This is a genomic window from [Clostridium] symbiosum (assembly GCA_036419695.1).
In the GTDB taxonomy this organism is placed as follows: Bacteria; Bacillota; Clostridia; order Lachnospirales; family Lachnospiraceae; genus Otoolea; species Otoolea symbiosa_A.
The window spans coordinates 4,686,326-4,711,504 of sequence record CP143946.1; the positions used below are offsets into that span (position 1 = coordinate 4,686,326).

General features: G+C 47.0%; 21 protein-coding genes. 5 read left to right on the forward strand and 16 right to left on the reverse strand.

Features of this window, described 5'->3' with window-relative positions; translation table 11 throughout:
- Window positions 1-13 precede the first annotated feature (13 nt).
- From V3C10_20940 to V3C10_20950, 3 genes are read right to left on the reverse strand one after another with little or no spacing between them, the layout of a single operon-like run.
- On the reverse strand, window positions 14-1,447 hold the full coding sequence (locus V3C10_20940; protein WVP61741.1) for an aldehyde dehydrogenase family protein: 1,434 nt from the start codon (window positions 1,445-1,447) through the stop codon (window positions 14-16).
- 33 nt (window positions 1,448-1,480) lie between these two features.
- Window positions 1,481-2,779: an acetyl-CoA hydrolase/transferase C-terminal domain-containing protein gene (locus V3C10_20945; GenBank protein ID WVP61742.1), complete on the reverse strand. Its 1,299-nt coding sequence runs from the start codon at window positions 2,777-2,779 to the stop codon at window positions 1,481-1,483.
- A 28-nt stretch (window positions 2,780-2,807) separates the two neighbouring features.
- Window positions 2,808-3,632: an enoyl-CoA hydratase-related protein gene (locus V3C10_20950; GenBank protein WVP61743.1), complete on the reverse strand. Its 825-nt coding sequence runs from the start codon at window positions 3,630-3,632 to the stop codon at window positions 2,808-2,810.
- Between the two features lie 201 nt (window positions 3,633-3,833).
- Here V3C10_20950 and V3C10_20955 point away from each other — a divergent pair, with 201 nt between their 5' ends.
- The 4 genes from V3C10_20955 (at window position 3,834) to V3C10_20970 (ending at window position 8,618) form a co-directional block, all read left to right on the forward strand.
- Entirely contained in the window at window positions 3,834-4,730 is an 897-nt protein-coding gene (locus V3C10_20955) for a LysR family transcriptional regulator (protein WVP61744.1), read from the forward strand.
- A gap of 259 nt (window positions 4,731-4,989) precedes the next feature.
- Window positions 4,990-6,153, forward strand: coding sequence for an FprA family A-type flavoprotein (locus V3C10_20960; protein WVP64679.1), 1,164 nt, complete (start codon window positions 4,990-4,992; stop codon window positions 6,151-6,153).
- Window positions 6,154-6,393: 240 nt separating this feature from the next.
- Complete coding sequence (locus tag V3C10_20965; protein WVP61745.1) at window positions 6,394-6,753, forward strand: BlaI/MecI/CopY family transcriptional regulator; 360 nt, start codon at window positions 6,394-6,396, stop codon at window positions 6,751-6,753.
- Window positions 6,750-8,618, forward strand: a complete 1,869-nt coding sequence (locus V3C10_20970; GenBank protein WVP61746.1) for a M56 family metallopeptidase — start codon at window positions 6,750-6,752, stop codon at window positions 8,616-8,618. The genes V3C10_20965 and V3C10_20970 overlap by 4 nt, the downstream gene beginning before the upstream one ends.
- A gap of 142 nt (window positions 8,619-8,760) precedes the next feature.
- Here the strand turns inward: V3C10_20970 and V3C10_20975 are convergent, their stop codons facing one another.
- From V3C10_20975 to V3C10_21035, 13 genes are all read right to left on the reverse strand, one after another.
- Entirely contained in the window at window positions 8,761-8,955 is a 195-nt protein-coding gene (locus V3C10_20975) for a hypothetical protein (GenBank protein ID WVP61747.1), read from the reverse strand.
- Window positions 8,956-9,896: 941 nt separating this feature from the next.
- Entirely contained in the window at window positions 9,897-10,766 is an 870-nt protein-coding gene (locus V3C10_20980) for an AraC family transcriptional regulator (GenBank protein ID WVP61748.1), read from the reverse strand.
- A gap of 73 nt (window positions 10,767-10,839) precedes the next feature.
- Entirely contained in the window at window positions 10,840-12,021 is a 1,182-nt protein-coding gene (locus V3C10_20985; GenBank protein ID WVP61749.1) for an amidohydrolase, read from the reverse strand.
- A 34-nt stretch (window positions 12,022-12,055) separates the two neighbouring features.
- Window positions 12,056-12,724: a DUF1028 domain-containing protein gene (locus V3C10_20990; GenBank protein WVP61750.1), complete on the reverse strand. Its 669-nt coding sequence runs from the start codon at window positions 12,722-12,724 to the stop codon at window positions 12,056-12,058.
- Between the two features lie 19 nt (window positions 12,725-12,743).
- Entirely contained in the window at window positions 12,744-13,691 is a 948-nt protein-coding gene (locus tag V3C10_20995) for an oligopeptide/dipeptide ABC transporter ATP-binding protein (protein WVP61751.1), read from the reverse strand.
- On the reverse strand, window positions 13,681-14,661 hold the full coding sequence (locus tag V3C10_21000) for an ABC transporter ATP-binding protein (GenBank protein WVP61752.1): 981 nt from the start codon (window positions 14,659-14,661) through the stop codon (window positions 13,681-13,683). The genes V3C10_20995 and V3C10_21000 overlap by 11 nt, the downstream gene beginning before the upstream one ends.
- An 18-nt stretch (window positions 14,662-14,679) precedes the next feature.
- Window positions 14,680-15,519 carry an ABC transporter permease gene (locus V3C10_21005; GenBank protein WVP61753.1) on the reverse strand — a complete coding sequence of 280 codons (840 nt, stop codon included), beginning with the start codon at window positions 15,517-15,519 and terminating at the stop codon, window positions 14,680-14,682.
- A 12-nt stretch (window positions 15,520-15,531) separates the two neighbouring features.
- Window positions 15,532-16,473 (reverse strand): ABC transporter permease, encoded by a 942-nt coding sequence (locus tag V3C10_21010; GenBank protein WVP61754.1) that lies wholly within the window; start codon window positions 16,471-16,473, stop codon window positions 15,532-15,534.
- A gap of 52 nt (window positions 16,474-16,525) precedes the next feature.
- Window positions 16,526-18,103, reverse strand: a complete 1,578-nt coding sequence (locus V3C10_21015) for an ABC transporter substrate-binding protein (protein WVP61755.1) — start codon at window positions 18,101-18,103, stop codon at window positions 16,526-16,528.
- 302 nt (window positions 18,104-18,405) lie between these two features.
- Window positions 18,406-18,861: an Lrp/AsnC family transcriptional regulator gene (locus tag V3C10_21020; protein WVP61756.1), complete on the reverse strand. Its 456-nt coding sequence runs from the start codon at window positions 18,859-18,861 to the stop codon at window positions 18,406-18,408.
- 17 nt (window positions 18,862-18,878) lie between these two features.
- On the reverse strand, window positions 18,879-22,013 hold the full coding sequence (locus V3C10_21025) for a glycosyltransferase (GenBank protein ID WVP61757.1): 3,135 nt from the start codon (window positions 22,011-22,013) through the stop codon (window positions 18,879-18,881).
- Window positions 22,014-22,018: 5 nt separating this feature from the next.
- Window positions 22,019-22,945: a class I SAM-dependent methyltransferase gene (locus V3C10_21030; GenBank protein WVP61758.1), complete on the reverse strand. Its 927-nt coding sequence runs from the start codon at window positions 22,943-22,945 to the stop codon at window positions 22,019-22,021.
- A 13-nt stretch (window positions 22,946-22,958) separates the two neighbouring features.
- On the reverse strand, window positions 22,959-24,314 hold the full coding sequence (locus V3C10_21035; GenBank protein ID WVP61759.1) for an ABC transporter ATP-binding protein: 1,356 nt from the start codon (window positions 24,312-24,314) through the stop codon (window positions 22,959-22,961).
- A gap of 414 nt (window positions 24,315-24,728) precedes the next feature.
- Here V3C10_21035 and V3C10_21040 point away from each other — a divergent pair, with 414 nt between their 5' ends.
- The gene (locus V3C10_21040; GenBank protein ID WVP61760.1) at window positions 24,729-25,154 is read left to right on the forward strand and encodes a zinc ribbon domain-containing protein; all 426 of its coding nucleotides are present in this window, start codon (window positions 24,729-24,731) and stop codon (window positions 25,152-25,154) included.
- Window positions 25,155-25,179 lie beyond the last annotated feature (25 nt).

Below are 25,179 nucleotides of genomic sequence, written 5' to 3' on the forward strand. Positions count from 1 at the left end.
TTTTCCACCCCGCTTATAATATATTTTTTAAAACAATAGTTTTTACCTGCGTAACATCATCGTAGCTCACGCTGACACCTTCTCTGCCTATTCCGGAATACTTATATCCGCCAAATGCCATTTCAATTGTACTAAAATAGCTGGAACCATTAATTATAATCCCGCCAGCTTGAAGTTCTCTGGCAGCTTTAACCGCTTTTCCCATATCTCTTGTAAAAATGCATCCCCCCAATCCATATACTGACTGATTTGCAATCTCAATTGCCTCATCCAAATCCTTTACACTAATAACCGGCACAACCGGACCGAAAATTTCCATATCATTTGCAACATCCATCTCTCTCGTTACATCTGTCAAAATTGTAGGTTCATAGTAGGCATCTTCTCTCTTCCCACCTCTGATAATTTTAGCCCCTTGACCGACAGTGAGATTTACCTGATTTTCTACTTCTTTAGCTGCTTTGATGCTGACTAAACAGGAAATTTGGGAGTCCTCTTCTCTTGGGTCTCCTCTTCTCAATTTCTCAATCTTTTCAGAAACTTTATTTATAAATTCGTCCTTAACATTTTCCTGGACCAGATATCTCTTTGGGGAACAGCAGACCTGACCATTATTAGACATCCGCCCCCCAATTACCTGCTCTGCCGCCAGTTCAAGATCCGCATCTTCTAAGACGATAAATGCATCATTTCCACCTAATTCAAGTGTCACATGAGCCAGATGTTCCGCTCCTGCTCTCGCAGTTTCTATTCCAACAGATGTAGAACCTGTCAGCGTAATCCCATGCACATCTTTATTTCTACACAATCTTGCTCCTACTGAAGAACCTCCACCTGTTATTATCTGGAGAACACCTGAGGGCAAGCCTGCCTCCCTCATTAATCCACCCAGCATTAGTATTGTTAACGGAGCATCCGAAGATGGCTTAACAATAGCAGCATTTCCGGCAATAATTGCTGGTGCCACCTTTACTGAAAATGACCAACATGGAAAATTAAATGGTATAATACATGCAATAACACCTAAAGGCTCCCGTACAGTCAACAAAACTGTTTTATCCGTTCCAGGCTCACAACCGGCAGGAATTATCTGTCCATAAACATGACGCGCTTTTTCAGAAAAGGATAAAAATGTATCTCTCGCACATTGAATTTCACCTCTTGCTTCATTAATAGGCTTTCCCATTTCTCTACTCAGTGATTGTGCCAATTTTTCTTTATTCTCATCTACCAAAGTAATAAATTTTTTTATAACCTCACTGCGCTCAAAGACCGGAATTTTATTCCACTCCTTCTGAGCAGAAACCGCTCCCGACACTGCTTGATCTACCTCTTCCTCCGTAGCGATCGGCACGGTATCAATTACACTTCCATCATAAGGATTTTTGATTTCAAGTTGCGCTCCCGATGACGAATCCAGATCTTTTCCATTTAAAATCATTTTCATTTTACTTTACCTCCTAATCGCTTACTTTGTTTTTTATCCCAGAATCCCCAATTTTCTTCCAGAAAATTCCAGTTCCTCTCTAAATTTAGGATGAGACACACGTATTAACTCTTTTGCTTTCTCTTGCACAGTCCGTCCTGCCAGCCTAGCTACCCCGTATTCTGTTACAACATATTCTGTTATTGTCCTTGGCAATGAAATTGGCGTACCCTGGGCAAAACCAGGTATTATCTTCGAAATTTCCCCATTATGGGTTGTTGATTCTATTACCACTATTGATTTTCCATCCTGGCAAAGAGTAGCCCCCATTGCAAAATCAGCAATTCCTCCTAGTCCCGAATATTGCCTTCCTTTCAAATATTCAGCATTAGCCTGCCCCAAAAGATCTATCTGTATTGCGTTATTAATCGCAGTCATTTTTGAATTCTGAGCAATGGTTCCCGGATTCAAAACGAATTGGCAGCTATCCATCCTAATTTCTAGGTTTTCATTAACGTAATCAAAAAGTTCCTTTGTTCCAACTACTTGAGTACAAACCGACGTACCAGGACATACCGTTTTTTTAGCGTTTGTAACCATCCCTTTCTGTGTCAATTCCATTAAGAGATCCCCATATATTTCCGTGTGGACTCCTAAATCCCTTTTTGTTTCCATATACATCATAGATGAAGAATTAAGCCTTCCAAGCCCTACTTCCAAAGTCGCCCCATCTTCAATTAATTCTGATAAGTAGCCGCCTATAGCCCGATAAATTTCTCTGTACTCTTCAGCATTATCGATTTGACTAATATTCAAAGGATATCCTTCGCCCTCGACGATAAAATCAAATTCCGAAATATGCTTTATATTTTCTCCATAAACAAATGGCAATTTATTGTTAATTTCTGCAATAACCAAGTCTGTGCTGTCCAAAATACGTGGCATAATATCCGCAGCGTTGCCCATTGATACAAAACCGTCTTTGTTAGGACTAGATACACATGGTAATGCCACTCTGCACCTAAGCTCCTTCATTGCTAATTTTTCATATCCTGAAAAATTAGAAGGGATGAATTCTGCCTCACCAGCGTAAACATATTCCCGATTTACACCATCCATAAAGCTCAGATAAATGTGAATATCTTTTCCTAAATCCTCTAATTCTCCAAGGAAATTAGTCTGGGAACAAAAATAAGTAATATCCTTTAATTCTTTACGTTTGCCTATTTCACATAATATTGTTTTGGGTTCCCGTGTTATAGAACAAACTCTGTCTCCATTTCTAAGCATTCCGGCCGCTTGAGCCGCAGTAATTAATTTCTGTTTATAAATTTCCTTCCAAAATTCGCTCATCTCTTCACCCGACTTTTCTTAACCGAATCTATCCGGCGGTATGATTCTTATCTGCTGTTTTCCAGTCCAATGCCGCTTTTAATCCTTGTGAGGTGACTATGTCATTAAATTCTTTTTGCGTCTGAGCCTGATTAATACGGCACAAATTGAATATTTCTGCGGCAAAATCCATAGCGTTATTCATCCCCTGAATTTCATATGTTTTATTTACCTGATATTTCAGCATCGCCATTGTGTCCGCAGGCATATCTGCTATTTTCTTTGCCATCCTTTCTGTCTCTTCTCCCAACTTTTCACGAGCAACAACTTTATTAACAACTCCGCACTCCCTAAGTTCCTCCGCGGTAAGATATTCTCCCAAGTACAACAATTGTCTCACTTTATTCATCGGCAATTTCCATGGTTCTATTAAAATATCCGGGACATAGGAAAAAGCTACTTCCGGTTCACCAAATACAGCATCCTCAGATGCGATAATTAAATCACTCATAAACGCCAGATGCAATCCGCCACCAATACAAAACCCCTGCACAGAAGCTATTACTGGTTTTTTACATTTCCAGACCTCTCTCCATGTTTCCAGTTCAAATTTAGTATTCTCCCTTCTCGGAGTCACTTCGACAATTGGTTCTCCAATACTTTCTTTAATATCAAATCCCGCACTAAATGCCTTATCTCCTACGGCCGAAATAACAATTACATTTGTATCAGGATCCTGATCTGCCATCCTAATAAAACGTCCCAGTTTTTCTACAAGTTCCTGATTAAAAGCATTTCTTGCTTTCGGCCTGTTAATGATTAAAAATCCTATTTTCTCCTTTCTTTCATATAAGAGTACACTGTTCTGTTCCATTTTATCCTCCCTTTGTTCTATTATTTTCCGTTTACTTGTTTATATATTATCCTTATTCTGTTTTTTATTTATTTTTATTGTAACAAATTATTTTATTTATTAAAAACACTATTTTATTTGTATATATACAATCTTTTGTTGTATAATAGAACAAATAGCCCCACAGCAGGAGAAACATCCACAAAAAAGGAGGTATTTAAGATGAATATCCGTCAATTGGAGTACTTTATAAAAGTTTATGAATCCGGAAGTTTTCTAGGGGCCGCTGAATCTTTATTTATATCACAGCAGGCGTTAAGTCAGGCACTCGCCACCTTAGAAAAGGAATTAAACGCACCTCTTTTCTATAGAGAACATAAAGGTGTAATCCCTACCCCGTTAGGAAAAGAATTATATATCTCCTGTCAGCCTGCACTTCACGAAATGAACAAGCTTGAAAAACACATTCTGAAATTCATTCGTGAAAATTATGGGCACTTAAAAATAGGACTTGCTGCCGGTTGTCGATATTTTAACTCTAAAACAGTATGGAAAAATTTTTTAATATATTATCCCAATGTTTCTTTTGATGTAGAAGAATATACTTATAAAAAGTGTATTGAACTTTTTGATAAAAGAGAAATCGATATATTGATTTGTTCCGATTATTCGCCCGGCAAAAATTATTATCAAGCAGAGCTCAAAACATTAAGACGTGTCCTTATCCTTCCCAGAGGGCATAAGCTTTGTCAAAAAGAAAGTGTCGGAATTGAAGCACTAAAGGAGGAAACCTTTGTGTTATCTATAAACGATCTGGCATATGAACATTTCATTGATTATTGTGATAAAAACAACTGTCTTCCCAAAGAAATTCTGCGTGTTAGTGACACTCTTTATATGTTTGAGGCATGTAACCGTGACCGCTGTGCAGGTATTACAATAGATGGATATTTCACAGATATTTTTTTATCACAATTTCCTGATTTACAGACACTTCCATTGTCTGGTAACCTTTTTCCCTACACCATCACCCTAATGGCGCAGAAGAACCACCCGAACCTGGCGCTGATTATGTCTCTGGCCTCCTACCTGAAAGAATATCTGAGAGATAAATCATAAAAAAAATCGCAGCAGTTACGTATCCAGCCTATACGCGGTGAGCCGGTGTAACTACTGCGGTATTTTTGTTACTGCTCTCCTTCCACTTGAAAACTCCACACGGAATTTTTCTGTAAACAGTAACTTTCTCTTCATGATAAAATTTTAACGTTATAAGTCTTGCATTTCCGGCTCAAATATACTACACTTCTTTTGAATGTAATGATACGAAACTTAATAAAAAATGATCAGTTTAAAGTCAACAAGGAGGATGCAAATGATGAACGCAATTCAGGTTAAAGAAGGCATATACTGGGTGGGGGCGCTGGACTGGCACCTGCGCAATTTTCACGGATACACGACGAACCGGGGCGCAACCTACAATGCCTATTTGATTATTGACGAGAAGGTTGCATTGATCGATGCGGTAAAGGCGCCGTTTTCCAAAGAACTGCTGGAGCGGATCAGCAGTGTCATCGACCCTTCTAAAATTGATTACATAATCTCAAACCATGTGGAGATGGATCACTCCGGCGCTCTTCCTGCCATGGCCAAGGCCTGCCCGAACGCCACAATCGTCACCAGCGCTCCCAGCGGAGTGAAGGGACTGACCGCCCATTACGGACAGCTCAATTACATGCCGGTGAAGAGCGGCAGCACCTTAAGCCTCGGAAAACGCACGCTCTCCTTTGTCGCCACCCCAATGCTCCACTGGCCGGACAATATGATCACCTGGTGCCCGGAGGAAAAACTGCTTTTCTCCAACGACGCATTCGGACAGCATTACTGCACCAACACCCGCTTTGATGATGATTCCGACTTCTGTGAGACTATGCAGGAGGCAAAGAAATATTATGCCAATATTATTATGTGCTACGGGAAACAGGCCGCAGGGGCCTGGAAAACCGTCAAGGAACTGGCTCCCGAGATGATCGCCCCTAGCCATGGCGTCATCTGGAGAAGCCATGTGGACGATATTCTGGATGGCTATGAAAAATGGAGCACCCACGAACCGGAGACTGGGGCGCTTGTGGTCTTCGACAGCATGTGGCATTCCACGGAGACCATGGCACAGACGATTGCCGAGGCATTTACCGGGCAGGGCGTTCCGGTGAAGCTTTACGATTTAAAGCAGTCCCACCTCTCGGACATCATCGTAAATCTTCTGGACTGCAAATATGTAGCCGTCGGTTCACCGACCCTCAACAACAATATGCTGCCGACCGTGGCAGCTTTCCTCTGCTACATGAAGGGCCTCTCCCCAAAGAACCGCAGGGCATTCTCCTTCGGCTCCTACGGCTGGGGCGGACAGGCCAACGCACAGATCGATGAGGAACTCAAAAAATGCGGATTCGAACTCTGCCTTGATACGCTGAAAATTCAGTATATTCCCTCGGAGGAACAGTTAAAAGAAATCGATGAGAAGATAAAGAGTCTGGACTAAGCAGAACAGTCCCGTTTTATATAAAACACCTTTTCAGATACATTCTTATTTCCAATTATCAAAATGCCGCTTCACCCGTAAAACACAGAAGTTTTACAGGCGGAGCGGCATTTTACTAATTATGCATTCCTTATCCCTGCTAAAATTTTATCTTTCCGTCGAGTTCTCATTGACTTATTCAGTTTATTGCAGTAAACTAAGGCTATGATAGTTTATTGCAATAAACTGAGGAGGCCGGATATGACTGATTTGAAACTGTACGATGCAGAATTTAAGTTTATGAACATTGTGTGGGAGGTGGAGCCTATTAACTCCAAGGAGCTCTCCGTTATCTGTGGGGATCGCCTGGGGTGGAAGCGTCCGACTACCTACACGGTCATCCGTAAACTCTCCGAACGCGGTTTTATCAAAAATGAAAATACCACGGTGACAGCTCTTGTTAAAAGGGAACAGGTGCAGAAATACGAGGCCGAGATGCTGCTTGAAAAGGCGTTTGGCGGCTCCCTTCCCTCTTTTATCGCGGCGTTCCTGAAAGATAAATCCCTGAACGATGAGGAGACGGAGGTTCTTTTAAAAATGATAGAGGAGGCGAAGGAATGAATCATCTTCTGATTACCGTACTCAACATGAGTATTACGGCCGGAATTGCTGCAATCGCCGTCATGCTGGTTCGGATTCTCCTGAAAAATGCCCCGAAACTGTTTTCCTATTGCCTGTGGGCCGTCGTATTTCTGCGCCTCATCTGTCCCTTCAGTTTTGAGAGCGCGGCCAGTTTCATGCCGGTCAACCGTGAATTGATACCGCCGGCGACGGTCACAGATGGGAATCCACAGATTAACAGCGGACTTACGGCCATTGACTCTACGGTAAACCGGCTGCTTGGACATCCCACGCCTGAATCCGGGGATGCTCCCAATGTGCCTGACGCAGACAGAGCTATTTTACCTCTGCAGGCTGCTCTTACGGGAGCCGCATATGTCTGGCTCTTTGGCACTGCCGTGATTCTGGTCTATTCGGCAGCCGCCTATATCCGCCTGAAACGCAGGATCTACGATGCAACCCTTTTATATGACAATATCTTTGAAACGGATAAGATATCCACTGCCTTTGTGCTTGGATTAATCCACCCCAGAATCTACGTCCCCTCGGAACTTAGGCAGGAACAGTTGGACTGTGTCCTGGCGCATGAGCGGGTGCATATCAGGCGGCGGGATTACGTGTTTAAGTTTCTTGCCTTTCTGGCACTCACCGTCCACTGGTTTAACCCTCTCGTATGGGTCAGTTACCGGCTCATGTCAGAAGATATGGAAATGTCATGTGACGAGGCTGTCCTGCGCACGGCGGACAGCGATATCCGCCGGATCTACTCCACTTCACTCGTCAGCCTGTACGCCCGTAAGCGGGAACTTTTAAGTCCTCTTGCCTTTGGAGGCGGCAGTATCCGCTATATGAAAGAGAGGATAAAGAACGTGTTAAATTTTAAAAAGACATCCCGTATGGCTGCCGCAGCCTATACCCTGGCGGCAGCGCTCTTTACCGCAGGCTTTGTCACAAGCCCGGTCAGCGCTGCGCTGCCCCCGGCTCCCGGTAATCCGTCTGGTAACATTTTTCTCGAAAACCAGGCCCGAAATCCGGGAACCGCCGACAACACCGCACTTCCATTAGAAAAACTGAAACCTGGAGAACATGTGAAACAGGCATCTTCTAACTACAATAGCCGCACGGACAGCCTGATAGAAAATTTCAGGCAGTATGCCTCCTACGGCGTGACCTATGACCCGGAGCAGGACGCCGTTTACTATAATGGCCGGAGGGTAAAGCTTTTCGTATCATTCCAGGATCATGGAAATGAAAAGAATTCCTATTCCTTTGATTTATGCTACCACGATCGCGGCACCGACAGCATGCTTTATCTCGAAGCCGTCCGGGACCAGAACGGCAATCTTACAGGAATAAGGGAACTGGATAAAACAATTGCAGATGAACTGCTGGACAATATGGAGGACATCACCCCCGGATGGGACAAAAAGAGATGGGACAAAAAGGGATGGGAGAAAGAAGATACGGGTTACCCGGGACGCCCCGGTAAAGGAATTCCCTATATTACAATGGACGGCACGCAAATATTTGACGCGGCCGGAATCAGAGGAAGCGATATAAAAAAAGACAGCGTTGGTGAAAATGTCAAAAACTGGATACAACAGTGTGATAAAAACCAGGGCGCCTATCTGATGAAGGTTCCGTCATCGCACGGTAACACCGTCTATGTCTATTATAACGGAGGAGGACGCTATCCCTGGAGCATGGAAATGGACGACGGGGACAGCCGGAAAATCACTGTCAATATGTACAGCGAGAGCGATCTGGTGACAAAGGACGGCTATTTTCTGATGCGCCTTACTACTACGGAGGACGATTCGGAAATCAGTCTGTATCTGGACGGAATTGAGATAGAATTCCGTTAGAATACTGCCTGAAGGAACGGAACAGAATTCAGGAAAGCAGCGGAGAAGAAATAGAAATAATTCACTCGGTTCTAACGCCTAAAAAGCCCCGCTGAAGATTTGATTCTCAATGGGGCTTTGCTACTCATTCATCTAAAAAAAATTACTCTCCTCGGTTTTTTAATATTTTAATAAGGCTCGCTATTAATATATAAGAAGCAAAAAGAGTTACAATGGCAAAGAGCCCCAAATAAGGGCCATTCAAATCACATGTTATCGCAGTTCTTACACCAGTAATGGTTATTACAGCCGCAAAAAAAAGCCAAATCACAAGAGACGAAAGAAATTTTTTATTCATAAAAACCTCCTCAATGACTTCCGGTTAGCGTATTTTTCTCTGCTACATAAGCTTTTACCACATCCTCTTTATTTTATTCCGCTTACCTTTTCTTTTTTAAATAAGGATTTAATTGAGGAATGAGAACGCCGCCGGGACGGTCGGGGGGCGGGATGGTGAGAGGGAGGTTGTGAGTCTTCAGTCCCGGCTTGCAGGTTGTCGCGGGTGGGGAATCCGGGCAGAAAAAGTTCCTTCGGGAAACGCTTGCGCTCTTCGGAGTACATAACGGACACTAACCTCGTGAAAAACCTCGGTAAGTGCCGATGGACTCCAGGTTCCCTGCGGAATCTTTTTCTCCCTTCTTCCCCACAGGAAGGTTATGGCCCGGGACTGAAGACGCCGAGGTTTTCTCCATCCCGAATCCGGGCCTGCGGCCGCTGATCTGTTCTTATTCCTTCAAAGGGGGAGGAGGATCGTCGCAACCACTATGTTCCTCCGAATGCTTTAAAATATCTGCTATCCGGTCTCTGACTGGTTTGGTGAGATACCGTCAGACCGTAAAAGTATCGCAGCTTCGTAGTGGCCGCGACAGGGTCCTCCCCATTTAAGGTTAGAGACAATCAGCGTCCGGAGCGGACCATGTCCGGTGCCGCGAAAACCTCCGCCTGAGTCTTTTGTCCCCGGCGATAACCTGACGGGGGAAGGAGGCGGAATCAATTGTGCAGGGGATATGGGAGTCCGCCGGTGCCTGGCGAGGTCTTTTCGAGCCTGGCACCGCTGCGCACTCCAAAAAGCGCGAGCGGTCCCCGTAACAATTCATTCCGGCCGGATTCCCCCCCTCACGACAACCTCCAATAGGGGACAAAAGACTCAGCCAGCCCACTCACCACACCGGACATGGTCCGTTCCGGACGCGTCCTCCTCACCTCAGTTAAATCCCCACATCTGTATAACAGCCGATTTTATTTAACCGCCAGCATCTCAATATATCCCCTGCTGCCGATCGGTTCCAGCTGGATTCTGGGATTTTCTTCATCCCACGCATATCCGGTCATAGAGAGATTATATCTTCTGATTGCCTCCTTGACCTCATCGATGGCCACGCAGTAGTCTTCCTCTGCAAACGGTTCGCCCTGGAACATCATATACTTTGCCGCGGGCAGATCAAGTACCTCAAACCCCTCCGGAACGATGCCATCATAATCGTAAGACACTTCCACACCCTGTACATACTCCGAAGTTCCCGGCTTTATAAACCGATGCGGCAGCCACATGCAGACAGGCTCTCCGCTGATGGATTTGATACTCTGGAGCAGCCCCCAGACATCACAGCCAACCTCCTCACAGTAGGCAAAATAATCATTTGCCTTGACGCCCCTCTTAATGATGACCTTACGGGCCGGTTTCTCAATTACCTGGATGAATACGTTTTTTAAGTTTTCCATATCCGTTCTCCTTTCAATATTCCTGAACTTCACACCATATGGAGTGAAGAGATACAAAGGAACCGGATTTAATGCATATTCCCGCGGATTGCAGCCGAACTCCCGCAGAAATGCCCTCTGGTACCCGTCCACGCTGCCAAATCCCATCTCAAAAGCCACATCTGCAATCCGGCATGAGTCATCCCGGAGCTTCAGCGCCGACCTCGACAGACGCATCCTGCGGATGTAATCGGCCGGTGTGATTCCAACCTGCTGTGTAAACAGGCGGTAGGAATACCACGGCGAAAACAGGGAAACACGGGATAACTCCGCCAATGTGATATTTTCCGTCAGATGCTCCCCGATATAATCCTGCATTCTCTGGACCGCTTCAATCTGTTCCTGCATGTCTCTCACCTCCTTACCTGTGCATTATAGAATATATGAAAGGAAAGCTCTCGACCTTTTTTGCACAGGCCGCTTAATCCGTTTCATTAAGAGAACAGTTAAAATACTCCGCTGTAAATGTCACGTACATCGCCATACAAATCGGCAGGCTGTCTTCATCAATATCAAACAGTCCATGATGATGAGGCGCCGTTGTCTTTTTCTCTTCATTGCCGGAACCTATATTCATATAAGTTACCGGAGCAATATCCAGGAACGCCCCAAAATCCTCAGCCCCCATATTTTCATCCTGAAGCATTACAGCTTCATCCGGAAGAAATGTCCGTGCCGCCTTCCGGGCGATGGCGGTCAGCTTTTCGTCATTGTACACCGCTCTTGCCGTACATTGGAACTCCACTTCCGCCGTGCAGCGGTACGCCTCCGCCACACACTTGGCCATTCTCCTGATGATCTCCCGGTTTTCGTATCTGCGTTCCTCACGCAGCACCCTCACGCTTCCCTCCAGATAGGCATTTTCCGGTAAAATATTAAAAGCGGTTCCCGAGTTCAGGACACCTATCGTAATGACCGTCGGTTCAAGCGGGCTGCTCTCCCTGGATACCAGCGTCTGCAGGGTATGGGCCAGCTCGGCACCGGCCAGAAGGGCGTCCGCTCCCTTTTGCGGCGTGGAACCGTGGCAGCCTTTTCCAGTAATCCGTATTACGAACCTGTCGTTAGCCGAAGACATATAGCCCTCCCGAATCGACACCTGCCCGATGGGAATCGAGCTCATTACATGAAGGGCAAAAAAAGCCTGAACATCATTTACAGCCCCGCTCTTCACTACAGATGCAGCGCCCTCACCACATTCTTCCCCCGGCTGGAATACGCATTTTACACATCCCGGGATTCTTTCCCGCCTCTCATACAAATATCTGGCTGCAGCCAAAAGTGAAGCCGTATGGCCATCGTGTCCGCAGGCGTGCATCAGTCCGGGATTACATGATTTATAGCTATTCTCATTCAATTCATCCATCTCAAGAGCGTCAATATCTCCCCTTAAGCCTAATACCGGTTTCTCCGCCCTTCCTATGATAACGGCTGCCGTCCCTGTTTCACCGGCCGGAATCCATGGGATTCCCCATTCATCCAGCCGCTTTCTGATATAGGCTGCCGTCTCAAACTCCTTCATTCCCGGTTCCGGGTGGCGGTGCAGATGCCTCCTGATCTCAACCAAAAGTTCCTTATTTTCCACGGCGTCTTCATAAATGCCCATAACACAGTTTCCCCATTTCTTGTCTCATTCTATTCTAATCTTTTATTCCCTTCTTTACCCGCTCCACCCATTCGTCATAGGTGTCGAAGATATGTTGTTTATGCTTTTCATACAGCAGGTTCAGCTCATGTACGGCCTGCGGATGATCATCGATACGAAAATCGATATACGGAAATCCCACAATCTTCTCCACCCGGATAACCGCAGCCATCTTCCCTCTCTTGTCCCCGCCTACGGCATCGGCAGCCAGCATGGCTTTCATAATCCGATCCGGCAGCGGTTCTTTTTCGCTTTTTAAAAATGCCTCCTCCGCGGCGTACAGCACATCTTTTGATGTAAGCAGGTTTCCGGCAATTACATAGCCTTTTCCGCGCAGATGCATCCGAATCGGATCATTTCCCTCCCCGGTAAAGGCCGCCGAATTCCCCCGGCAGTCTACTACGGAAATCTGCCTGAGATCCTTACCCGGATCTTCTAAAAGCGCCTTATGCAGCGCCTCCTCCGCATCTGCCCCCTTCATAATGCTCCTCATAACACTCTCGTTTAAAAAGGGATTTACCCAGCCCTGTGAAGCTATTACGCCGTAGTTTTGCCTGATATATGGCGAAAATGCTCCCAGTCCCGGATAATAGGAAGCCGCAGCTCCGCCGATGCATCCCGATGTTTCACATCTGGCTATAATGGAATATGTATTGAAATTCATTGAATGTCCTCCGACTTTCTTATAAGTTATCACAGGCCACAAAATGACCCGGTTCTTTCTCCTTAAGTTCAGGAACTTTCTTTGCACAGTCCTGTACGGCATAGGGACATCTGGTTCTGAAAACACAGCCGCTGGGCGGGTCTATAGGGCTTGGAATCTCCCCCTCGATCCCCTTCATCTCCGTCTTTCTGTCGGGATCGGGAATCGGAATCGATGAGGTAAGCGCCTGCGTATAAGGATGCAGCGGCCGATCATAGAGAATATCTGCATCCGCAATTTCCATCACGCGGCCCAGATACATAACAATAATTCTCCGGCTGATATACTGTACCGTTGCCAGATTATGTGCAATAAAAATCATGGACAGGCCGAACTCTTTTTGCAAATCCATGAGCAGATTTAAAATCTGTGCCTGTATAGAAACATCCAGCGCCGCTACCGGTTCATCCGCGATAATCAGCTTGGGGTTTAAGATCAACGCTCTGGCGATTCCAATTCTCTGGCGCTGTCCTCCGGAAAACTCATGAGGATAACGTCCCAGCGCATCCGGAGGAAGGCCGGTAACCGATAAAATCTTATCTATGGCCGGCTGCCACTGCTCTCTTGGAAGACCATGAGTTGAAAGCGGTTCTTCCAGAATTCTTCGAACCGTCTTCCTGGGATCAAAAGATGCATATGAATCCTGAAAAATCATCTGAAATTCCCGTCTCTTACTACGCAGTTCTTTCTGGCTCAGGGCCGTAAGATCTTCCCCACAGAAAACCACCTTTCCCCTTGTGGGTTCTATGAGCCTCAGAATCAGGCGGCCCAGTGTTGACTTTCCACAGCCTGATTCCCCGACAATTCCCAGTGTCTCGCCTTTTTCAAGGGAAAACGATACATCCTCTACTGCTTTCAGGACTGCCTTTTTGCCCTTGACAGGAAATTCCTTTGATAAGTGCTCCACAAGCAGCAGTTTATTGTCCATCGCATTCCCTCCATTTCCAGCAGGCTACCATATGGCCGGGTTCCGCTTCTGAAAGGCACTGTGCCTTATCACAGCCCCCGCAGGCATATTTACACCGCTCTTTGAACTTGCATCCCTTCGGCGGATTCACCAGTTTCGGCGGCTGTCCAGGTATGGGTTCCAGACGCTCCCTGCTCCCCAGAATGGGAAGACATTTGAGGAGACCCCTGGTATATGGATGACATGGTTTCTTAAATAGTGTCTCTACCGGAGCCGATTCCACAATCTCCCCTGCATACATAACAGCAACCCTGTCACAAACCTCAGCTACTACGCCTAAATCATGGGTAATCAGAAGAATTGTTACGTTCATCTGCGTTCTCAACTCGGCCAGCAGCTTAAGAATCTGCGCCTGTATCGTCACATCAAGCGCCGTTGTCGGCTCGTCCGCAATCAAAAGTTCCGGGCTGCACATCAGTGAAGAGGCAATAATACTTCTCTGGCGCATGCCTCCGGAAAACTGGTAGGGATAATCTTTGGCGCGTTCTCCCGCCGACGGAATTCCCACCTTTGACAGCATTTCCACGGCCTGCCGGAGAGCCGCCTGTTTCTTCAAATGTTTATGAATCTCCAGTACCTCCCCCACCTGGATTCCCACCTGCATCACGGGATCCAGGGAGGTCATGGGATCCTGAAAAATCATTGCAATCCGATTGCCTCTGATTTTCTGCATCTGGCGTTCCGTCTTTTCCAGCAATTCTTCTCCGTGAAATGTAACGGTCCCCTTTACCTCTTCATGTTTCTTCTTACCGATTAGCCCCATTATCGTATTAGCCGTCACGGACTTTCCACAGCCTGATTCCCCCACGAGCGCCAGAATTTCTCCCCTGTTCAGGGTAAAATTAACGTTGTTCACCGCATGAACCACGCCCTCCCTGGTATGGAATCTCACGCTGAGTTCTCTGACATCCAGCAGTTTATCTTGTTCCATATGAGTCTCTCCTTAAATTTAATTCTGAACGTTGCGCAGTCTGGGATCTAAAATATCTCTGAGGCCGTCTCCCAATATATTAAATCCGAGCACCGCCAGGCAGATAAAAACACCTGGAAATACTGCGGACCACCATGCCAGCTCCAGCCATTCCTTTCCGTTGCTCAACATCACGCCCCATGATGGAATATCCGGCTCCACGCCAATCCCAAGAAAGCTCAGGGATGCCTCTGCCAGTATCGCAAACGCCAGGGACAGGGTCACTTGCACAATAACCGGCGACAGTATATTGGGAATGATATGCTGGAAAATGATCGTCCTGTTTGGCACTCCGATAGAACGTGAAGCTTCAATATACAGGGAACCCCGGATAGACAGAACCGCACCCCTGGCGATTCTCGCAAAAATCGGCGTGTACACGATGCCGATGGCAATTACAATATTGTTCAGGCTGGCACCCAGAATAGACATAATGAGCAGAGCCAGGAGCACCTCCGGAAATGAAAACATAATATCCGTCAAACGCGATAAAAGCGTGTCCAGCACCCCGCCAAAATATCCTGCTGCCACACCCAGAATCAGTCCCAGAACAGTAGCGATTGAGACAGAGACAATGGATACCCAGAGAGAAATCCGGCTTCCGTAAATTACCCTTGATAAAATATCGCGGCCCATATTGTCCGTACCCAGCGGGTGGGCTCCTCCCGGCGCCTGGAGCACTGCTGTTCCGTCCATGAAATATGGGTCATAGGGAGCGATAAGGGGAGCAAATATCGCCAGGAGAATAAAGATAAGCAGAATCGCAGATCCTATTACGGCCAGCCGGTTATGTATATAGCGGTTAAAAAAATCCTTCATACCTTCCATCTCCTAATATTTAATCTGAGGGTTCACCACACAATATAGCAAATCGACAATTAAGTTAATCAGCACAAACATCAGCGCTACAAACAGCACAGTTCCCTGGAGTAGCAGATAATCCCTGCTGTTAATCGCTTTAAGGGCCAGGGAACCAATTCCCGGGAGGGAAAAGATTTTTTCAATGACAACCGAGCCTCCCAACAGGGAGCCAGTCTGAAGACCTAATATTGTCAGTACATTGACCAGCGTGTTTCTCACTGCATGCTTAAATATCAGGCGCGGCCCGGAGGCCCCTTTGGCCCGGACCATTTTTATATACTCCTGATCAATCACTTCAATCATCGCGGAGCGGGAGGAACGCATCACCACTGCACTGACCGCGCTTCCCAAAGCCAAAACCGGCATCACCATAGACTTCAGATTCGCCCCCAGTCCCTGCGACAGCGGGACAAATCCGCCGGATGCAAATAAACCCATTTTCAGGGACAGCAGAAGGATCATCATTGTTCCAAGCCAGAAACCGGGAATCGAGATGCCCAGAAGCCCAATCACCGTCACGATGGAATCAGGCAGCTTATTCCGTTTGCACCCGGCCCAGTAGCCCATTGGTATGCCTACGAATACAGCTACCAAAAGGCTTAGAAATGTAAGTTCCAGGGTTATCGGAAGCGCGTTACCCAGCAGTTCTGCCACAGCAGCTCCCGATGCATAGGAATACCCCATGTTACCGGTAAGGAGCTGTGAAAGCCAGATAAAATATTGCTCGAATAACGGCCGGTTCAGGCCGTACTGTACCCGAAGCGCCTCCGCCGCTTCCTCCGTATATTGCGTTCCCAGCGCTATTGTAGCGAAGTCACCCGGGATCAAACGCACCGAAAAGAATACGACCAGCGATATCCCTATCAGCACGGGGATGATACTCAATAAACGCTTAATTATGTAACGAGCCATGGGATCCTCCTCCCTTCTTCATTCTGCTTGTGTCCGGTAAATCTCAGGACTCTTATTCAAAATAGATGTCTCTGATAAATAACGTTGTTCCCGTAGGGTGAACCGTGTAACCCTTCACATTGTTTCTCATGGCCACGGAATAATTGTTCATATAAAGGAAAGCCATTGGGGAATCATTTTCCAAAATGGTCTGTATTTCTTTGTAAATAGTGATACGTGCATTCTGATCAATTGTCCGGCGGCCCTCCTCCAGAAGCTTATCAAGTTCCGGATTGGAGTACAGCTGCTGATTATAGGCTCCCCCCGTCTTGAAGAGATTGTAAACATACTCATCTTCATCTACAAATCCAGACCAGCCAACGACACTCATATCAAACCGGCCGTTGTTCAGATCATCAAAAAACAGGCCCGATTCCATGGCAGAAACCTCCGCATTAATGCCGGCTTCCGCTAACTGCTGTTTAATCATCTGCGCCGCATCCACCTGATACTGCCAGTCGGAACCGGCCTTAATCGTCACCGATATATCTCCGGCCTGGTAGCCCGCCTCTGCAAGCAGACTTTTCGCCTTTTCAACATCACGCTTCGCGTATTTATTATTACCAAGATAAGCCGAATGTGTCGGTGGAATATTCGCGTCAGCAAGAATTGTAGCATTGCCCAATTTTACCGCCTTATTAATCATCTCACGGTCTATGGCATAAGCCACCGCCTCGCGCACCTTTGCATTGCTCAGATACTGGTTCTCACAATTCATGCCGAGATACTCCCAGAATGTGCCCGGTACAGACTCAATGTTCACATCCGGAGAACTCTTCATAACCGCAACTTCCTGTTCGGTCACATCCAGTATCATATCAACTTCTCCGTTACGCAGAGCTGTTGCCCTGGCCGTTGCATCCTCTATGGTTTTGTAGATAACCTTACGGACCTTCGCATTGCCTGCATTACGGTGGCCGTCAAACTTCACAACTGTCATCTCGGTTCCTGGAGTCCATTTCTCAAGCTGATAAAGACCTGAACCTGCGTCTGCTTTATTCAGGTTTCCGCCGTTTTCTTCCACTACGTCTTTATCCACGATAACATTCATCGGATTGGCAAGATAAGTTAAAAATGGTGCGAACGGTTCGTTTAACGTGATTTCTACCGTATAATCATCGGCTGCCTTCATGGATTCAATCTGTTCAAAATGAGATGCCCTGACTCCCTGATCTATAATTCTCTGAAGCGAATAAACTACGTCTTCCGCCTTCAGTTCACGGCCGCTATGGAACTTTACCCCCTGTTTCAGCTTGAAAATATAGTGCGTGTCCCCCTCCACTGTATAATCATCCACAAGAGCCTTCTCTACCTCACCATAGGTCTTTGTGTACTCAAACAGCCTGTCGTACATGTTCTCAATACAGACAATGGCCGCCTCGTCCGTTACTGTATGGGGATCCAGGCCGCTGGGATCAGACTGTTTTGCAATAATCAGGCTGTCTTTTGCTTCTGCCTGAGCCTCTGCTGCTGCCGCGCTCCCTCCTTCCCCGGGGGAAGATGTACCCGTCTGCGCCGTCTTACCGCCACAGGCCGTAAGTGTCAATGCCGCTGCCGCCAATACTGCCAGAAATAATTTTCCTCTTCTCATTTTGTACCTCCTCTTTTTTGCTAAGCAGTGAAAAGTAAGCCCATAAACTTCTCATTGCCATAATAAAAAAGGCAAACTTACCCGGTGAATTTATCCAAGCACTTTTGCCCTATAGTTAACTTTATTTTATTAAGTGCTTTTAGAATTTAACTTTATAATATTAAGTAAAATAATTAAAAAACTGAATTTTAATAACCTAATGCTAGATTATCAAAATTCAGTCAATTTGTCAAGATTTTTTATATATTCTGTTCTTTTACTTTTTACCATTGACGGCCCTGAGAGAAGCAGCCGTTATCCCCTTAGATAATAAGCGGCTCGTCCAGTTTCGGCAGCACGTTACACTTCTCCACCAGGGTAGAGTACACAATCTGAGTGCTGGTTTTTCCGAACCGCTGCATCTCACCGATAAATGTGTCCAATTCCATTGTCCCTCTGAATACGGCCTTTAAAAGCATCCCATACTGCCCGGTCAGATTGTGGCATTCCATAACAAATTCCGACTCCCTGACTTTATTCTGAAACTCTTCCTCGCATCCGGGCGTAAGCTCCAGGCTGATGAATGCCATCACTTCATAGCCGAGCTTTTCCCTGCTCAGCTGGGCATGATAACCGGCCAGGATGCCCGACTGTTCCAGTCTGTTAATCCTGGTGGAGACCGCCGGTGATGTAAGTCCAACAGCCTCCGCTATTTTTTTCAATGGATATCTGGCGTTTTTTTCAAGAAGAAACACTATCTTTTTATCTATCTGATCCACACATCTGCCTCCTGGATTTAAATGCCGTTATATGGCTCTTCAAAATCTTCCCGAACCACTTCCCACGCCGCATCCACGCTGAAATGATCCTTAATGTATTCCTGTGTCCGCGCGCAGAGTTCACAAAGCCGCTTCTCATCGCTGTAAAGCTCTGTCACCGCCCTCGCAAAATCCTCCGGTTTGTCTTCCACAAGCAGCACGTCCTCCACGCCCGGAATGCCCTCACTGCCCACGGAAGTAGTCACAATGGGGGCGCCGTTATAAATGGCCTCGACCACCTTGCCCTTCACTCCCGCGCCGTACCGGAGCGGCACAACGACGATCCGGCAGTTCCGGTAAAGCTCGGACAGCTCTTCCTCGGAAACAAATCCCTTAACGATAATTCCGCTGCCCGGCTGTTCCAGCGCCTTTATCTCCTCGGTCACCCGGGAGCCTACAACGTAGAAATTCACGTCCAGTTTTTCCCTTATCATCGGGAAAACCTCTTTTGCAAACCACAGCACCGCATCCGCATTCGGCGGGTGGGCAAATCCTCCCACAAACAGAAGGCCTTCCCTCTTTGCAAAGTCCATATTCAGGTTTTCCAGGAAGGTATCGTACACATAAGCCGTAATTGCCTTCACATTAATTGTCTCATCCACGTCGTGGATGGCCTCTTCCTCCACAACCGACGGGTAATAGGAGACGGCCGCCTTATGCATCAGCGTGAACTCGATGGATTTCCAGTATTCAGAATCCCTCTTTTTCTGCAGGTCGCCGGTCAGTTCATATTCCCTGAATTCTCTCAGAAAATGGAGATCGTGGCCATAGTAAATAATCTTGATCCCGGTATGTTCCGCAATATAATCCACATATTTTGCAGCAATATGGGGGCGGTTCAGATAGGCGACACTTATCTCTTTCCCATTCTTATCCAGCCAGTCCCAGATACCGGTCAGATATTCCTGCCCGTAAAGGACCTCGATGCCCATCTGCTGTAAAACCGTTGTGTAAGGTTCTTCGTGAAGGTAATTGTCCCCCACGAACTTCACCACGTATCCCTTTTTCAAAAACATCTTCAGGTACTGGAACGTGGTTTTGGAACCGGCGTCCTTGTCAAACGTCGGAACATAGTGATCCACCACCAGGATGACGGGTTTTCCCATGCTCCTCTCCCGTGCGCGGAATGGGTTCGGATTGCCAGTGTTGACACACTGGTTTTGAAACTCCTCTTTCCACTTTTCTTTCAGTTTCTCACTGTTTTCCACCTGATACCGCTTCAGGCCCCCGCCGTTAACATCCGTTCCATTGCTGACTCCCTCAAAATGGATTACCTTTGAGAGCGGCTGATAAACCACTCTGTATCCTGCTTTTCTGACCTCAAAGGCCAAATCCGAATCCTCACAGTAGGCCGGTGCATAGCGCTCATCAAAACCGCCAATCTGTTTCCACAGTTCATTGGACAGAAGGATGGCGGCGCCCGAAATATAATCCACATCTTTCACATAGTTATATTCCGCCTTATCGGGATTGTCCAGGCGGCCGTAATTCCATCCGGAACCGTCACTCCAGATAATTCCTCCGGCTTCCTGGAGACGGCCGTCTGGATAAACCAGCTTGGAGCCGACCATTCCGATGGAAGGATCCGACTGAATTAAATTTACGAGAGAACTGAGCCAGCCCTCCGTCACCTGCGTATCATTATTTAAAAACATCACATAACGGCCTCTTGCCGATTTGGCCGCATTATTGCAGTTTCTTAAAAATCCCTGGTTGGTTTCATTCCTGCAGACCGTGATATTGGAGACAAACTCTCCCAGATGCTCCGTGGCATCGCTTGAAACATCATCGGCTATCAGGATTTCATAGCTCACATCCTTCGTATGTTCCAGAATGGAGGCCAGACAGAGATAGGTATAGTGGATCTGGTTGTACACCGGAATAATAATCGATACCTCCGGATTTTCCTCCGCAGGAAAATTAAGTTTTCCGTACTGAAGGTACTCCTCACCGATTTCAAAATCTCCCTTAATTCTGTTCTTCCCTTCCTCCGACGTATACATTCCGATGGATCGGACCGGATGAAGCAGCGTATTTTTCCAGTATCCCAGAATCTTGCGTTTCCTGGTCCCCTTTGGGTAAGCTCTGTTGAATGCCTGTCCTATTTTTCTTCTGATTTTGAATATAACTGCCTCGTGGCGGTTTAAATAGGTCAGGGTTTTCCCCATCTCTCCGATCTCACGGCGCAGATCGGCGATGATCACTTCCAGGTTCGCCACATGGTTATTCGTCAGACGCTGAACCTCCTGCACTTTTTTAAGCGCGGTGTCCTTCTCGGAAATCTCCGCCCGAAGCTGGCTTAACCGTTCCCTGGCGCGTTCCAGTTCTCCATCCACCTGCTTAAGTTCGGTGAGCGTCTTCGTCTTCACCATAAAGTCTTCCTGGTATGTCCTCTGGTTCTCCCCATGGACGTACTCCTGGAAGCTGCGCTCCATCTTCTCATAAAGGGGCAGCAGTTTCTCATCAATGCCGAATTCTTTTAAAAATGAGGCCTGATCCCCAAATTTTTCACGAATGATACTCTGATACTGTCTGTAAAAATAGTGGAGCGTCCTGTACTTCACAAAACCGGCCGGGACCGGAAACAGAAATACCCACTCATAGTCAAGGGCATAGACCCCATCCTCCGTCACCAGCATATTTTCAAACAGGGCGTCAATGTTGGAGGCGGCATAGGCCGGTCCCTTCTCTTCCACCTCCACCGGTTCGCCCGCCGATGCGAACACCTCTTTAAATTCCGGCGTCACATGGAAATCCGAGACGAATTCCGGCTTGATATCATAAATCAGTTCCATTCCTCTCTTCACGGCGGCGACGATATCGCCTGAGGCCAGTTCTTCACCCAGAATCTCCGCCATCGTCCTGCCCTGCAGATAATTAAAGCGGGCCGTCCATCCGTCTTCGGACACCTCCGGCTTCACCAGCTTCATGCTCCCATTCTGGCTGGTCAGAAGATTATATTTTTCATCAAACGAGCGGATATGTGGAATTCCCTCCTCACAGAGGGCGGTCTTCTCAACAAAGCGCGTTCTGTTCTCTTCCAGAATCTGTGTCTTGATCTGGAATTTCTCCTGCCTCGTCCTGTTGTATTTAACAAACCTTAACTCTGACACGGTGTCTATTCTCCTTTTTCATTGTTACGGGTGCCCGGCATCCTGCCGTCGTTCCTGTCTGCTCCGTGTACAGGGGCCTGCCGGTTCCCCTCGGTCCATATCACGAGAAAAGAATTCGCGAAATTCTCAAACTGGCCGTCCTCACAGACGGCGTCGTATGCTGCTCCCACGTCCATCAGCAGATATTCCGGATAATCATAGAGTGCCAGCATTCCGGTCAAGTCTCCCTTTTTCGGCAGATACTGTTCGGAATAGATGGAAGACGGAAGGCGGTAATCCGGCATTGGATAATAGAATCTTCCTCCCTCCAGATACCTCTCCAGCTTCCGCTTCGTCACGCTCACCGCGTCCCTCTCTGCACCGGCAAAATACTTGAGGCCAAACTGGTTGCAGGCCGCAAGAATCAGCGTTCCGCCCGGCGCCAGAAGCTGTCTGGCCGCGCGAATCTGCCCGTCAAGCGGATCTTTCTCTCCCACCCGGCTTTCCGCGTGCAGAGAACCGATTACCGTCACATAGGAAAACCTGCCCTGGTTCTCGGGATTTTCGGCATAAGACTCCAGACTGCCGCATTCCAGCCTGAGTCCTGGATTTTCCTGATATCTGGCTTTTACCACGGAAAGGCTTTCCTCCGACTCGTCGAGTACCGTCACGTTTCCCGTCCTCTTTAAAAACAGCCCGGTCAGCGCGCCGAAATCGGCCCCCACCTGAAGGAGCGGTCCGCCCTCTTTAAAATCATACCATTCCAGAAGGTTTTCCCGAAGCGGAGCCAGCGCATAGAGGTAATCCAGACGTTTATTTTCTTTTAAAGCCCTCTTTATATCGAAACCCGTATCCGTCGTATATTTATCGATCAGACTCAGGATCTCACCGTTCCGGCTCTTTTTCGTTTTCCTGTTATTCGTTAGGTTCGCACTATTGTTCAAATTCTCCATCTCACAGGTCTCCTTACACATCGGCGTCCACAAGCACCGCTTCCACTTCCGGTTCCATATCGTAGACTCCAACCGTGTTCTTATTGGAAATTACGGTGATGTTCACCACGTCGTAAAGCCGGTGGTAGACTACGTGCTCCCCATTTTCAAAACCGGTGCAGCTCATGGACAGCAGATACTCCCCGCCCTGGAGCGTCATCTTCTGCGTAAACGCCACCTCATAAACATCGCCTTTTTTGACCGGCTTTATATCGGTTCCTTCAAACAGGGTATTGGTGCCGGTCAGGTCGTTGCCCTTTTTGTCCTTAATCGTATAGGTAAAAATAGGAGCCTGTATGGCATCGTTAAACCGGATCTTCTCCTTGATTGTAAACGATTCCCCCTTCAAAAGGAGGTTTGTGATATTGCCTCTCTGGTCAATCAGGCCCATATCAAATATTTCCGCCCTTCCGTCTCCATATTCCTCGCGGTTTAAATTGACCGTCAGTTTGTTCCGCATCAGAGAAGGGCCGGACGCCTTGTCTGCGGAAGCCGAATCTTCTCCCGCTTTCCCGCCGCCCATCTCGGCCAGCACAACCTTTTCTCCGGAAAAATCGCTCATCTGTGCAAGTTCTTCCCGCAGCGCCTCCATCTGGCCTGCCAGGATTTTCTTGTACATATCCACCATCTTGCCTGCGGAACCCTCGGCGATAAATTCACCTCGGTTTAACAGGACTACCTTATCGCAGTATTTGATAATACTGCCCATATCATGGGTAACCATGACGATTGTCGTCCCGTTTTTCCTGATCTCGTCCATCCTCCGGTAACACTTGGACTGGAAGAAAACATCGCCGACCGACAGGGCCTCGTCCACAATCAGAATCTCCGGTTCCACGTTGATCGCCAGTGCAAAAGCCAGCCGCACGAACATACCGCTGGAATACGTCTTTACCGGCTGGTAAACGAAATCGCCGATGTCGGCAAATTCCAGGATATCCTGAAGCTTGGCCTCCATCTCTTTTCTGGAAAATCCCATCATCGTTCCGTTCATATAGATATTCTCAATTCCGGTATAATCCATGTTAAAACCGGCTCCCAGTTCCAGTAGGGCCGATATTGTGCCATCCACCTTCACCTGGCCCGACGTCGGCGTCAGGACTCCGGTTATAATTTTTAATATCGTGGATTTACCGGAACCGTTCGTTCCGATGATTCCGATTGTCTGTCCCTTTTCCACAGAAAAAGAAATGTTGCTGAGGGCATAGAAGTCCTTATGATACTCCTTATGGCCGATATTCAGCGATTCCTTCAGACGGTCAATGGGTTTTTCATACAGCCGGTAGATTTTCGTTACATCTTTTATTTCAATTGCGTATTCTGCAGCCATTGCTTCCTCCAAAAAATGCGTATAATCGTTTGTATTATAACATATTCTTCCCTTTTTTCATACTGTCAAAAAGCTTAAGGAAAATTTAGTTGAGATGCGAGGACGCCTCTGTGAGACGGAGGACGGGGGAGTGGGATGGGGGGCTGAGTCTTCAGTCCCGATTTTTAGGTTATCGTAAGGGGGAATCCGGAGAAACAGATGATAAAACCGGAACAGATTTCTGGAAATTTTTGTCTTATTTTATAATGTTCTGTCATATCCGCTTGAAAGGTTGTACAATTAGAGGTAGGATTCATAATAGGTATATACAATTTGCAATTTATGAACCTATAATGATCATGTCTGCTAACATGCAGAGCACGAACAATGCCATTTACTGCAAATTGCATGAATCAGGAAAAAGGGGGAGTAATTATGTTTTGTAAAAGATGTGGGGCACAACTGCCCGAAGGCGCAGGCACGTGTCCGCAATGCGGCCAGCAGATGGTCATCCCGGAAAATCCTTCCGCACCGGCAGATCGGCCAACCGTCTGCGAAGAGAGGCACGACGAGTTTTCAGCGGCCGCCCGCAAATTGAGCGTATGGTGCTGGCTGGCGATTGCCTCATTGGCATGCGGCTGTTTTACGCTCTACAAGGGAATTGACAAAATGATGCGCTACAACGACGGGGACTATTACCCCTATGAACCCGTGAACGCTTATGTCGGCGGGGATGCCTATAATTACATCATCAACGGCAATTATGCTACGGCGTTTTTTGTTTTGACGGCCATGTTCGTTCTGGCGGCTGTCGGCCTTCTGATTGTGCACTATTTGGCAGAAGCAAAGGAAAATAAATAAATAAATGTTTTGCAGCAGATGTGGA